This is a genomic window from Streptomyces sp. CRN 30, assembly GCF_034105845.1.
On sequence record NZ_JAVRHI010000279.1, the window covers coordinates 1 to 11887 of the forward strand.

At 73.1% G+C, this 11887-nt stretch carries 12 protein-coding genes and 1 riboswitch; of the genes, 2 read left to right on the top strand and 10 right to left on the bottom strand.

Going from position 1 to position 11887, the window contains the following annotated elements; all coding sequences use genetic code 11:
* Positions 1 to 280 precede the first annotated feature (280 nt).
* Both UW392_RS29665 and UW392_RS29670 read left to right on the top strand, forming a co-directional pair.
* Positions 281 to 901 (top strand): hypothetical protein, encoded by a 621-nt coding sequence (locus UW392_RS29665; protein ID WP_320778235.1) that lies wholly within the window; start codon positions 281 to 283, stop codon positions 899 to 901.
* Positions 902 to 1343: 442 nt separating this feature from the next.
* Positions 1344 to 3212, top strand: a complete 1869-nt coding sequence (locus tag UW392_RS29670; RefSeq protein ID WP_320778225.1) for an AAA family ATPase — start codon at positions 1344 to 1346, stop codon at positions 3210 to 3212.
* A gap of 77 nt (positions 3213 to 3289) precedes the next feature.
* Here the strand turns inward: UW392_RS29670 and UW392_RS29675 are convergent, their stop codons facing one another.
* The 10 genes from UW392_RS29675 to UW392_RS29720 all read right to left on the bottom strand — a co-directional run.
* Positions 3290 to 4381: a hemolysin family protein gene (locus tag UW392_RS29675; protein WP_320778226.1), complete on the bottom strand. Its 1092-nt coding sequence runs from the start codon at positions 4379 to 4381 to the stop codon at positions 3290 to 3292.
* The gene (locus UW392_RS29680; protein ID WP_320778227.1) at positions 4378 to 5700 is read right to left on the bottom strand and encodes a hemolysin family protein; all 1323 of its coding nucleotides are present in this window, start codon (positions 5698 to 5700) and stop codon (positions 4378 to 4380) included. Before UW392_RS29680 ends, UW392_RS29675 begins: the two co-directional genes overlap by 4 nt.
* A gap of 261 nt (positions 5701 to 5961) precedes the next feature.
* A complete protein-coding gene (locus UW392_RS29685; RefSeq protein WP_320778228.1) occupies positions 5962 to 6417 on the bottom strand; it encodes a PH domain-containing protein in 456 nt (151 codons plus the stop codon).
* Between the two features lie 60 nt (positions 6418 to 6477).
* On the bottom strand, positions 6478 to 7326 hold the full coding sequence (gene hisG, locus UW392_RS29690; RefSeq protein WP_320778229.1) for an ATP phosphoribosyltransferase: 849 nt from the start codon (positions 7324 to 7326) through the stop codon (positions 6478 to 6480).
* A gap of 53 nt (positions 7327 to 7379) precedes the next feature.
* Positions 7380 to 7652, bottom strand: a complete 273-nt coding sequence (locus tag UW392_RS29695) for a phosphoribosyl-ATP diphosphatase (RefSeq protein WP_320778230.1) — start codon at positions 7650 to 7652, stop codon at positions 7380 to 7382.
* 34 nt (positions 7653 to 7686) lie between these two features.
* Positions 7687 to 8172: a 6,7-dimethyl-8-ribityllumazine synthase gene (ribH, locus tag UW392_RS29700; protein WP_320778231.1), complete on the bottom strand. Its 486-nt coding sequence runs from the start codon at positions 8170 to 8172 to the stop codon at positions 7687 to 7689.
* A gap of 43 nt (positions 8173 to 8215) precedes the next feature.
* Positions 8216 to 9496 carry a bifunctional 3,4-dihydroxy-2-butanone-4-phosphate synthase/GTP cyclohydrolase II gene (locus UW392_RS29705; RefSeq protein ID WP_320778236.1) on the bottom strand — a complete coding sequence of 427 codons (1281 nt, stop codon included), beginning with the start codon at positions 9494 to 9496 and terminating at the stop codon, positions 8216 to 8218.
* 77 nt (positions 9497 to 9573) lie between these two features.
* The gene (locus tag UW392_RS29710) at positions 9574 to 10209 is read right to left on the bottom strand and encodes a nicotinamide mononucleotide transporter family protein (RefSeq protein WP_320778232.1); all 636 of its coding nucleotides are present in this window, start codon (positions 10207 to 10209) and stop codon (positions 9574 to 9576) included.
* The gene (locus UW392_RS29715) at positions 10206 to 10808 is read right to left on the bottom strand and encodes a riboflavin synthase (RefSeq protein ID WP_320778233.1); all 603 of its coding nucleotides are present in this window, start codon (positions 10806 to 10808) and stop codon (positions 10206 to 10208) included. Before UW392_RS29715 ends, UW392_RS29710 begins: the two co-directional genes overlap by 4 nt.
* A 163-nt stretch (positions 10809 to 10971) precedes the next feature.
* A riboswitch (FMN riboswitch) is annotated at positions 10972 to 11102 on the bottom strand.
* A gap of 210 nt (positions 11103 to 11312) precedes the next feature.
* The coding region (locus tag UW392_RS29720; RefSeq protein WP_320778234.1) for an ROK family protein at positions 11313 to 11887 on the bottom strand (575 nt) is incomplete at its 5' end.

Sequence of the window (11887 nt, forward strand, 5' to 3'; positions counted from 1 at the left end):
GGCGGCCGCGGCCGCCGCAAGAACGGTTCTGCGGGACAACTGCGAAGCTTTGCTCATGGGTGGGTTACCCCCAGTGTTCCGGCGGAAGGCGCGGTTCGGGCGACGGCTGTGCGCCAACTATGGAGGGTCGGGCCCGACTTCTGCCAGCACCCCGCGCACGGCCACGCCTCCCAATATTGGTCCTCACCACTGGCGCGACCCGCGGCCTCGGGGCGGCGCCGGGCGGCCCCCGCAGTAGAGTCGCGAGCGCACCGACCTCCACAGCCCTCCGGGAACCGCCATCGACCAGCTCGCCACCCGACTGCGCCGCCTGCCGCCCTCCTGCGGCCCGGTCCGTCTGATCGGCGTCGACGGACACGCGGGCTCGGGCAAGACCACCTTCGCCGGACTGCTGTCCGCCGCGCTCGGCGGCGCGCCCCTGCTCCACCTCGACGACATCGCCACCCACGAGCGGCTCTTCGACTGGACCGGACGGCTGCTGACCCAGGTGGTCGAACCGTTCGGCCGCGGCGAGAGCGCGCGCTACCTCCCGTACGACTGGGACGCGCGCGGCTTCGGCCCCGCGCGGACGCTGCCCCCGGCGCCCGTGGTGCTCGTCGAGGGGGTCGGCGCGGGGCGGCGCGCGCTCCGGCCGCATCTGGCGCGGCTGCTGTGGATGGAGCTGCCGGCGGGTGAGGCCTGGGCGCGGGGGCGCGCACGCGACGGTGAGGCGCAGCGGGACTTCTGGGCGGGCTGGGTCCCCGCCGAGCGCCGGCACTTCGCCGAGGACCCCTCCCGGCCGTTCGCCGATCACCTGGTACGGCAGTTCCCCGACGGGTACGAGGTGCTCGCGGGACCGGGCGGGACTCCTGATGACCCCCTCTTCCTCACGCACCGTGACGGTCCGTCCGCAGTGTGCTGAACTCGTGAAGACCCTTGCGCCGGAACTTCCTCCAGTGCTCCGACTCGGCTTGACCGGGGGGCCGTACAGGACTTACGTTCTCAATGTGCGGACTTTCGAGCCCGCCGCGGACGCGAAGCCCCCGGTTGTTCCCCCGTGATCGGGGGCTTCGTTCTGCCCTCGATCCCCCTTCATGACGCCCTCCAGGGCGCGTTCCGTTCACGCTCGGTCACCGGGCGCAGTGCGCACCGTCCGCTCCCACCTCGCAAGACGGGCCGTGCGGCACCCTTCGATGGGCGACTGCCCCGCAGGTACGATGCCCTCGGTGCGACCTTCGGACGGCGGCTCGTACGCACCGCAGCAACTCCCGTCCGCGGCACAGCGGTTCGACGAGGGCTGCCGACGGCACTGCTGCACGGCAGTCGATGGCATACCGACGGGGGCACGGTTTGTGGGGGACGTGATGGACTTCGGCACGCGGGGCCCCGAGGCTCCCGCCGACCTCGCCTGGGTGCGAGGCGTGGACGCCTACACCATGGGTGCCTATCCGCAGGCGGAGGAGGAGTTCCGCACCGCGGTGCGGATGGATCCGGGGATGGCCGACGGCTGGCTCGGGCTGCACGCGCTGCGGGTGGACACCACCACCGCGCTGCTCAGGATGTTCCGGCACCGGGAGCGGTTCGGCGAACAGCGCGCCCGGCACCGGCGCACCCTCAACTCCTGGTACTGGCTCGGCTGGTGGGTGCAGCCGGTCCTGGAGAGCCCGCGCGACCTGCTGCTGGCGCACGCCTCGCACTGGCTGGACGGCCGGCACGTCCCCGAGCTGGACCGGGCGCTCGCGGGCCTTCCTCCCGTCGACACCGACCCCCAGGTCCGTTTCCTGCACGCCTGCCGCGCCTACCTCGTCAAGGACTGGGAGCAGCTGACCCGGCACACCGACCCGCTGATCGACGATTCCCTGCTGGGCATCGAGGCCGGGCTGTTCGGCGGCATGGCGCGGGTCCGGCTGGAGATGTACGGGCAGGCCGAACCGTTGCTGTCGGCCGCCCTGATGCGCTGCCGCAGCGAGCAGCCGCAGCGCAAGGAGCTGCGGTACTGGCTGGCCCGGGCGCACGAGGGCACCGGCCGGTCCGCGGCGGCGCTGCCCCTGTACCGAGCCGTGCACCGGGTCGACCCGGCCTTCATGGACACCTCCGCCCGGCTCGCGGCGATCGGTGAGGGGGACGGGTACGACGAGGCGGCCGACCTCGCGGCGATCGCGCTCGGCGGGGGCGGGCCGGACCTCCTGGACGGGCCGGACGGTGTCGATCCGCTCTTCGGGGTCGAGGAGCGGGGCCTGAAGACGGCACCTGATTTCCCGCCGCCGGGCGGTCTGCCGCCGGAGACGGGCGACACCGTGGTGCGCGAGAAGGCCGCCGTCACGCCGGTGCACCCGCTGCCCGCGGGCCCCACGGACCCGGCCCTGCTGGAGGAGGCGCTCGCGCAACTGGAGCGCATGGTGGGCATGGAGCCGGTGAAGCGCCAGGTCAAGGCGCTCTCGGCACAGCTGAACATGGCACGGCTGCGGGCGGGCCAGGGGCTGCCCGTCCAGCCGCCCAAGCGCCACTTCGTCTTCTCGGGCCCCTCCGGCACCGGCAAGACGACGGTCGCCCGGATCCTCGGCCGCGTCTTCTACGCGCTGGGGCTGCTGGGCGGCGACCACCTGGTGGAGGCGCAGCGGGCCGACCTGGTGGGCGAGTACCTGGGCCAGACCGCGGTGAAGGCCAACGAGCTGATCGACTCGGCCATCAACGGCGTGCTGTTCGTGGACGAGGCGTACTCGCTGTCCAACTCCGGCTACGGCAAGGGCGACGCGTACGGCGACGAGGCCCTGCAGGTGCTGCTGAAGCGCGCCGAGGACAACCGCGACCACCTCGTCGTCATCCTGGCGGGCTACCCGGAGGGCATGGACCGCCTGCTCGCCGCCAACCCGGGACTGTCCTCCCGGTTCACCACCCGCGTCGACTTCCCCTCCTACCGTCCCCTCGAACTCACCTCCATCGGCGAGGTGCTGGCCGCCGAGAACGGCGACGTGTGGGACGAGGAGGCGCTGGAGGAGCTCCGCTCGATCAACGGCCACGTCGTGGACCAGGGCTGGATCGACGAGCTCGGCAACGGGCGGTTCCTGCGGACGCTGTACGAGAAGAGCTGCGCGTACCGCGACCTGCGGCTGTCCGGCTACCCGGGCACCCTGACGCGGGACGACCTGTCGACCCTGCGACTGCCGGACCTGATGCAGGCGTACGGGGAGGTCCTGTCCGGGCGGGCCCCGCAGGACCCGCCGGCCATGTGAGGCGGCCCGCTGCGGCCGCTCGGTCCGGCGGCGGCTCGGTCCGGCGGCGGGTCGGTCCGGCGGCCGCCCGGTGAGGATCAGCCGGCCAGGGCCGCCTCCCCGGGGGCGGTGCTGCCGAGCCGTCGCGGTGTCCGGGCGGGCGGGACGCGCCGGTGCGCCGGGTCGTGGACCTCTCCGACCAGCATCTCCAGCACGTCCTCCAGGGCGACCAGGCCCACGATCCGGCCGTCGGCGCCGGCCACCTGGGCGAGGTGGCCGGCCGCCCGGCGCATGACGGTGAGGGCGTCGTCCAGCGGGAGCTGCGCGCCGAGGGTGGTCATGGGGCGCCAGACCTGCCGCGGGACCGCGTGGGCCGATTCCTCCAGGTCGAGGACGTCCTTGACGTGCAGGTACCGGCCCGTGAAGGCGCCGTCCCCCGTGAGCACCGGGAAGCGGGAGTACCCCGTGCGCGCGGTGAGCTCCACGACCTGGGCGGGGGTCACCGAGGGCCCCACCGTGACCAGCGCCTCCCGGTCGAGCAGGACGTCCGCGACCGGGCGGGAGCCGAGCCCCAGGGCGTCCGCCAGGCGCTCCTGCTCCTCGGGGTCCAGCAGGCCGGCCCGGCCCGCGTCCGCCACCAGGCGGTTGAGCTGTTCACCGGTGTAGACCGCCTCGACCTCGTCCTTGGGCTCGACCCGGAAGAGCCGCAGCACCAGGCGGGCGCAGGCGCCCAGGGCGACCGTCACCGGCCCGCACACCCGCGCGAACGCGACGAGCCCCGGGCCCAGCCGGAGCGCCGTCGTCCCGGGCGCCGCCAGCGCCAGGTTCTTCGGCACCATCTCGCCGACGACGAGGTGGAGGAAGACGACCACCGCGAGCGCGATCACGTATCCCAGGGGGTGGACGACGCCGTGCGGCAGCCGTATCACCTCGAGGACCGGCTCCAGCAGCCGCGCCACGGCCGGCTCGGCGACCGCGCCCAGCGTCAGCGAGCAGACGGTGATGCCGAACTGGGCCGCCGCCATCATCCGCGGCAACCGCTCCAGCCCGTACAGCACCTGCCGCGCCCGCGCGGTCCCCAGGGGCTCGATCTGACTGCGCCGTACGGAGACCAGGGCGAACTCCGCGCCGACGAAGAACCCGTTGGCGAACACGAGCAGCAGCGCGAGCAGAAGTCGCAGCACGCTCATCGGGCGGCCTCCGCGAGGGTCGTCCGGACCAGTCGCAGCCGCTCCGCCCGGTAGTGCCCGACCTGGTGCACCGACAGCCGCCAGCCCGGGAGTTCGGCCCGGTCGCCCGGGGCCGGGATGCGGTCCAGCAGGTCGGCGACGAGGCCCGCCACGGTGTCGTACGGTCCCTCGGGCACGGTCAGGCCCACGCTCCGCAGGGCGTCGACGCGGCAGCCGCCGTCCACGTCCCACGCGGGCCGGCCGTCCTCGGGCGGGGCGGGGGCGAGCGCGGGCAGGTCGTGCCCGTCGTGCTCGTCACGGACCTCGCCGACCAGTTCCTCGACGATGTCCTCCAGGGTCACCACCCCGGCGGTGCCGCCGTACTCGTCGACCACGACCGCGATGGGCTGTTCACCGCGCAGCCGGGCCAGAAGCGCCCGGACCGGCAGGGAGCCGGGGACCAGCAGCGGGGGCCGCGCGATCCGGCCCACCGGGGTGCGCAGCCGGGTCCGTGCGGGGACGGCGAGCGCGTCCTTGAGGTGGACCATGCCGACGACGTCGTCGATGCGCTCCCGGTAGACGGGGAAGCGGGACAGGCCGGTGGCCCGGGTCAGGTTGACGACGTCCTCGGCCGTGGCCGACGACTGCAGCGCGCTCACCCGCACCCGCGGGGTCATCACGGCCTGCGCGGTCAGCCCGGCCAGGGACAGGGTGCGGACGAACAGCTCCGCCGTGTCCTGCTCCAGCGCGCCGGCCCGGGCGGAGTGCCGGGCGAGGGAGACCAGTTCGCCGGGGGTGCGGGCGGAGGCGGGCGCCGCGGCGGGTTCGACGCCGAGGGCGCGTACGAAACGGTCGGCGACCGCGTTCAGCGCGGCGATCACCGGCCGGAAGAGGCGGGAGAAGACGTACTGCGGGCCGGCCACGCGACGCGCGACCTGCAGCGGCCGGGACACCGCCCAGTTCTTGGGCACCAGTTCCCCGATCACCATCTGCACGGCCGCGGCCGCCAGCATGCCGACGGCCACGGTGGCGCCGGACACCGCGCCGCGCGGCAGGCCGGCCGCGGTGAACGGGCCGTGCAGCAGCCGGGCGAGCGCCGGTTCGGCCAGCATGCCGACGACGAGCGAGGTGAGGGTGATGCCGAGCTGGGTGCCGGAGAGCTGGAAGGACAGCTCCCCCAGGGCGTCCACCACCCTGCGGGCCCGGCGGTCGCCCCTGGCTGCGGCCCGGTCCGCGTCCGCCCGCTCGACGGTCACCAGGCCGAACTCGGCCGCCACGAAGAAGCCGTTGGCGAGGATCAGCAGGAACGCCGCTCCGAGGAGCAGCAGCGAGGTGGTCATGGTGCCGCCGCCCGGTCCGGGGCACGGACCGGTTCCGTGTCAGGTCGACCGGGGGCGGCGCAGGTACTGCAGGACGGTCCGTCCATCGCCGGAGGGTGTCACTCCTCGGGTAGCGGGAACCCCTGCGCACCGGAAGACGGCTACGACCGGGGCGGCGGCGCGCGGGCACGCCTCCGGCACCAGATTAGTCAGGACGACGGCCCCCGCGGCAGGGGCACGCGCCCCGACTCGCCCGGGGCCGGGGTGCGGCCCGGCCGCGGCTCAGTCCTCCCGCGGCTGCCGGTCGGCCGCGCCGCGGGTCTCGGCGAGCGCCCGCAGCGTCCGCGCGTCCTCGACCGCGTGCTGCCGGGAGAGGCCCGGCTGGATGCCGAGCGCAGGCAGGCTGGTGCCGTCGCTGAGGTCGAGGTAGACCCAGGGGTCGCCGGAGCGGAGGTTGACCCGGAGGATCTCCGCCCAGTCGAGGCGCCGGCTGTTCGTGATGTTCACGACGGTGATCCCGGACTCGTCGGCGACGACCTTGGGCCGGGCGAGCAGGAACAGCACCCCGCCGAGCAGCGCCGCGGTGAGGACGAAGCTGAGGCGCTCGCCCGGGCCGAGGTGCTCCAGGAGCAGCGCCACCGCCGTGATCACCGCGAAGAGCACGACACCCGCGGCGAGCAGGACGACCCGGGTGCGGCCCGGTCGGAACGTGACGGGGAGAGCGGGAAGATCCGACATCGGGAACGGTTCCTCGAACCTCGGGAAGTGATCAGGTCTCGTACGGGGCGGGCGGCGCCGTCAGAGCCGGCAGGCGTGGATGGCCGTGGTCAGGATGGCCCGGGCACCGAGGTCGTACAGGTCGTCCATGATCCGCTGGGCTTCCCGTGAGGGGACCATCGCGCGGACGGCGACCCAGCCCTCGTTGTGCAGCGGGGAGACGGTCGGGGACTCCAGGCCCGGGGTGACGGCGACGGCCTTCTCCAGCTGCTCGACGCGGCAGTCGTAGTCCATCATCACGTACGTCCGGGCCACCAGGACGCCCTGGAGGCGGCGCAGGAACTGCTGCACCTTGGGCTCGTCGGTGCCGGCGCCGGTACGGCGGACGACGACGGCCTCGGACTTCATGATGGGCTCGCCGAAGACCTCGAGCCCTGCGTTGCGCAGCGAGGTGCCGGTCTCCACGACGTCGGCGATGACCTCGGCGACGCCCAGCTCGATGGCGGTCTCCACGGCGCCGTCCAGGTGGACGACAGAGGCGTCGACGCCCTGGTCGGCGAGGTGCCTGGCGACGATGCCCTCGTAGGAGGTGGCGACCGTACGGCCGGCCAGGTCCTCGACGCCGCTGGCCGTGCCGGGCTTGGTGGCGAAGCGGAAGGTGGAGCGGGCGAAGCCGAGCGGGAGGATCTCCTCGGCGTCGGCGCCGGAGTCGATGAGCAGGTCGCGGCCGGTGATGCCGATGTCGAGGCGGCCGGAGGAGACGTAGATCGCGATGTCGCGGGGGCGGAGGTAGAAGAACTCGACCTCGTTCACCGGGTCGACGATGCGCAGTTCCTTGGACTCGCGGCGCTGCTGGTAGCCGGCCTCATGCAGCATCTCCGCCGCAGGGCCGGAGAGGGAACCCTTGTTGGGGACGGCGATGCGCAGCATGGGGCGGGCTTCCTTCGTTCGGTGCGGTACGGATACGGGTGGACAGGTACGGCTCAGAGGTGGGCGTAGACGTCGTCGAGGGAGATCCCGCGCGCGACCATCATCACCTGGACGTGGTAGAGCAGCTGGGAGATCTCCTCGGCGGCGGCTTCCTTGCCCTCGTACTCGGCGGCCATCCAGACCTCGGCGGCCTCCTCGACGACCTTCTTGCCGATGGCATGGACGCCCTTGCCCACCAGTTCGGCGGTGCGTGAGGTGGCGGGATCGCCGTGGGTCGCCTTGTGCTGGAGCTCGTCGAAGAGCTCCTCGAACGTCTTCTTGGACATGGTGACCACCACCCTACGCGCACCCGCGGGAGCCTCAGCGCCAGGGCTCGGATACCGAACGCAGCGTGGCGGCGGTGGCGACGGCCGCGGTCACCGCTTCGTGCCCCTTGTCCTCGGTGGAGCCGGCGATGCCCGCGCGGTCCAGGGCCTGCTCCTCGGTGTCGCAGGTCAGCACGCCGAAGCCGATGGGCACCCCGGTGTCCACGGAGACCTGGGTGAGGCCCTGGGTGACGCCCTGGCAGACGTAGTCGAAGTGCGGGGTACCGCCGCGGATCACCACGCCGAGCGCGACGATCGCGTCGTAGCCGCGGCCCGCGAGGACCTTGGCGACGACGGGCAGCTCGAAGCTGCCGGGGACCCTCAGCAGGGTCGGCTCGTCGATGCCCAGCTCGCCCAGGGCGCGCAGGGCCCCGTCGACGAGGCCGTCCATGACCTTCTCGTGCCACTGGGCCGCGACGACCGCGACGCGCAGGTCCCCGCAGTTGCGTACGGACAGTTCGGGTGCGCCCTTGCCGCTCACGTCTCTCCTTCAGCCTTTCGGTCTTCCGCTGCTTGCCGTGCTGTCACTGGTTGCCGCAGGTGGACACGGTGCCGGTGTCCAGCCAGGGCAGGTCGTGCCCCATCCGGTCCCGCTTGGTGCGCAGGTAGCGGAGGTTGTGCTCGCCCGCCTGGACGGGCATCGGCTCCCGGCCGGTGATCTCCAGGCCGTGGCGGGTGAGCGCCTCGGTCTTCTCGGGGTTGTTGGTCATCAGGCGCAGGCTGCGCACGCCGAGGTCCTTGAGGATCTGGGCGCCCGCGGCGTAGTCCCGGGCGTCGGCGGGCAGGCCGAGCTCCAGGTTGGCGTCGAGGGTGTCGCGGCCGTGCTCCTGGAGTTCGTACGCGCGCAGCTTGGACAGCAGGCCGATGCCGCGCCCCTCGTGGCCGCGCAGGTAGACCACCACACCCCGCCCCTCGGCGGCGATGCGCTCCAGCGAGGTCCCGAGCTGGGGGCCGCAGTCGCAGCGCAGGGAGTGGAAGACGTCGCCGGTCAGGCACTCGGAGTGGACGCGGGCGAGGACGTCCTCGCCGTCGCCGATCTCGCCGTGGACCAGGGCGACGTGCTCGACGCCGTCGACGGTGGAGCGGTAGCCGTACGCGGTGAAGTCGCCGAACGCGGTGGGCAGCCGGGTGCACGCCTCGCGGCGGACGGTGGGCTCCGCGGTGCGGCGGTAGGCGATCAGATCCTCGATGGAGATGATCGTCAGGCTGTGCCTGCGGGCGAACCGCATCAGCTCGGGCAGGCGCAGCATGCGCCCGTCCTCGCCCGCGATCTCGACGATGGCGCCGGCGGGGCGCAGTCCGGCGAGCCGGGCGAGGTCGACGGCGGCCTCGGTGTGGCCGTCGCGCACCAGGACGCCGCCGGTGCGGGCGCGCAGCGGGAAGATGTGGCCGGGGCGGACGAAGTCGGCCGGCTGCGCCGCGCCGCCCGCCAGCAGCTGGAGGGTGGTGGCGCGGTCGGACGCCGAGATGCCGGTGGTGACGCCGTGCGCGCCGGAGGCGTCGACGGAGACGGTGAACGCGGTCTTCATCGACTCGTTGTTGTCGGAGACCATCTGCGGCAGTTCCAGCCGGTCCAGCTCGTCGCCCTCCATGGGCGCGCAGATCAGTCCCCGGCACTCGCTCATCATGAAGGCGACGATCTCCGGGGTGGCCATCTCGGCGGCGATGACGAGGTCGCCCTCGTTCTCCCGGTCCTCGTCGTCGACGACCACGACGGGGCGGCCGGCCGCGATGTCGGCGACGGCCTGCTCGACGGGGTCGAGGGTGAAGCCGTCGACGCTGTCGGTGCTGTGGAGGACCCGCATGGACGGCTTGACGGCGGGTTCCTCGGACCGGGTGCCGGTCGCGTGGTCACGGGGCGGCGCGGGCGACGTTCGGGCGGTCATGCGGGGACTCCTTCCATGGCGGGCTGCCGGGAGCGCAGCCACCAGTCGCGCATGCCCCACAGGACGAGCGCGCCGTAGAGGACGTAGACGAATCCGGAGAAGGCGAAGCCGTTGGCGAAGTTCAGCGGTACGCCGACGAGGTCGACGAGCAGCCAGGCGAACCAGAACTCGACCATGCCGCGCGCCTGGGCGTACATCGCGACGACCGTGCCGACGAAGATGTACGCGTCGGGCCAGGGGTCCCAGGACAGGTGCGGGAAGAGCGTGAACAGGCTGCCGACCGCGAGGGTGCCGAGGGCGGCGGCGGCGGCGAGCCAGGCGCGTTCGTGCCAGGTGGCGAACCGTACGGCGACGGAGCCGTCCGCCGACTGTCCCCTGCCGCGGCTCCACTGCCGGAAGCCCCAGGCGGCGACGAGCATGACGACGACCTGCTTGCCCGCGCTGCCGGAGAGGTGGGCGGTGGCGAAGGCCGCGAAGAGGATGAGGCCGGAGAGGAACTGCACGGGCCAGCTCCACAGGGAGCGGCGCCAGCCGAGCGCGAGACCGATCAGGCCGATCACGTTGCCGATCATGTCCGACCACTTGATGTGCTGGTGGAACAGCACGAAGGCCTCGGAGTTGAGCCAGTTCACTTCTCCGCCTCCTGCCCCGCGAGCAGCCGCTCGACGTACTTGGCGATGATGTCGACCTCGAGATTGACAAGATCGCCGCGCTGCTTGTTCCCGAGCGTGGTGAGCGCGAGCGTGGTGGGGATGAGGCTGACGGTGAAGTGGCCGGAGCACGCCTCGACGACGGTGAGGCTGATGCCGTCGACGGTGATGGAGCCCTTGTCGACCACGTAGCGCGCGAGGTCCGCGGGGAGCGAGATCTTCACGATCTCCCAGTGCTCGGACGGCTCGCGGTCCAGGATCTTCCCGACGCCGTCGACGTGGCCCTGCACGATGTGCCCGCCGAGGCGGGCGCCGACGGCGGTGGGGCGTTCCAGGTTGACGCGGGAGCCGGCCGTGAGGGCGCCGAGGCTCGAGCGGTTCAGGGTCTCCGCCATGACGTCGGCGGTGAACTCGTCGCCCTCGTGCTCCACGACGGTGAGACAGACGCCGTTGACGGCGATGGAGTCGCCGTGCCGCGCGTCCTGGGTGACGGCGGGACCGCGCAGGCGGAAGCGGGAGGAGTCGCCGAGATTCTCGACGGCGGTGACCTCACCCAGCTCTTCGACGATTCCGGTGAACACTTCCCGGGTCCTCCTGCCTCATGGGGCTCGGAACGGACTCCGGGGCTGTCGAAGACGACAGGTATGAGCGGACCGCGGCTCTCCGGGAGCGACGCCGCGGACGGCCCGTCCCCCGCGAGGGGTGGGCCGAAAACAGACGGCGACGCGCACGAATGCCCGCCCGCCGCGCACTGCCTCCCATCCGGACTTTAACCGTCGGTCCAGGAATTTCGCCTGGTCAACCGGCCGCTGGAAGCGACCGGGTCGCGGACTGTAACCGCCGGTTCGGACTTTCACCGACCCCGGAGTGCGCTGCTTTAGGTACAGGCCCAGTGTGCCACGCCTGCCCGGCGCCCAGCGGGGCAGGTGCTGTGGGGTGGCTCACAGAGCGCTCCACCGGGCTTCCGCGCGAGCCGGGGAGCGGGCCAACTGGTAGGGCGGCGAGCCCTCTTGGTGCGCGACGTGGTGCCTCACGGCATCTCCTTCAGTAACCGATCGGTACCGTTGACCACTTGGTCTAGTCCTTTAGGGTCGGCGATCGTGTATCGCGGCAGCCCCCTCAGAGCGACCCGGCGGCGGTGACGAAGGCCCTTGCCCCGCCGCCGGGTCTCCACCGGGGCCCTGTCCCCCCGGCGGCGCCCCGAACAGCTCGTCCTGGGCCGCGTCCCGGGCGGTCAGCAGGGCCCCGCGCACCACGGCGTCGCCACCCAGTGCGCTCGCCCGCACCTCGGTGGGCAGCGGTGACAGCCTGACCAGCCGTTCCTCGACACGGGCGGCGAGCGCGGCACCGCCCGCCTGCCCGATCTCGCCGCCCAGGACCACACAGCCGGGATCGAGGACGGCGACGACGGAGGCGGCACCGACGGCGATCCGGTCGGCGAGGTCGTCGAGGAAGCGGGCCGCCGCGGCGCCGGCACCACGAGAGCCCTCGGCACCACGGGAACCCCCGGCGCCACCGGCCTCACCCACCGCCCGGCCGACCAGCGCGGCGGCGTGCGGTCCGGGGGCCACGTGCCGGGCCGTCAGGCCGTGCTCCGCGGCCAGGCGGGCCACGGCCGCGTCCGCCACCAGCGCGTGGAAGCCGCCCGCGCAGTCGGTCG

What these genes read in the sequence shown, in the direction of transcription:
- UW392_RS29670 (WP_320778225.1), top strand. Translation starts at nt 1,344, where the DNA reads ATGGACTTCGGCACGCGGGGCCCCGAGGCTCCCGCCGACCTCGCCTGG.
- UW392_RS29675 (WP_320778226.1), bottom strand. Translation starts at nt 4,381, where the DNA reads ATGAGCGTGCTGCGACTTCTGCTCGCGCTGCTGCTCGTGTTCGCCAAC.
- UW392_RS29680 (WP_320778227.1), bottom strand. Translation starts at nt 5,700, where the DNA reads ATGACCACCTCGCTGCTGCTCCTCGGAGCGGCGTTCCTGCTGATCCTC.
- UW392_RS29685 (WP_320778228.1), bottom strand. Translation starts at nt 6,417, where the DNA reads ATGTCGGATCTTCCCGCTCTCCCCGTCACGTTCCGACCGGGCCGCACC.
- hisG (WP_320778229.1), bottom strand. Translation starts at nt 7,326, where the DNA reads ATGCTGCGCATCGCCGTCCCCAACAAGGGTTCCCTCTCCGGCCCTGCG.
- UW392_RS29695 (WP_320778230.1), bottom strand. Translation starts at nt 7,652, where the DNA reads ATGTCCAAGAAGACGTTCGAGGAGCTCTTCGACGAGCTCCAGCACAAG.
- UW392_RS29705 (WP_320778236.1), bottom strand. Translation starts at nt 9,496, where the DNA reads ATGCGGGTCCTCCACAGCACCGACAGCGTCGACGGCTTCACCCTCGAC.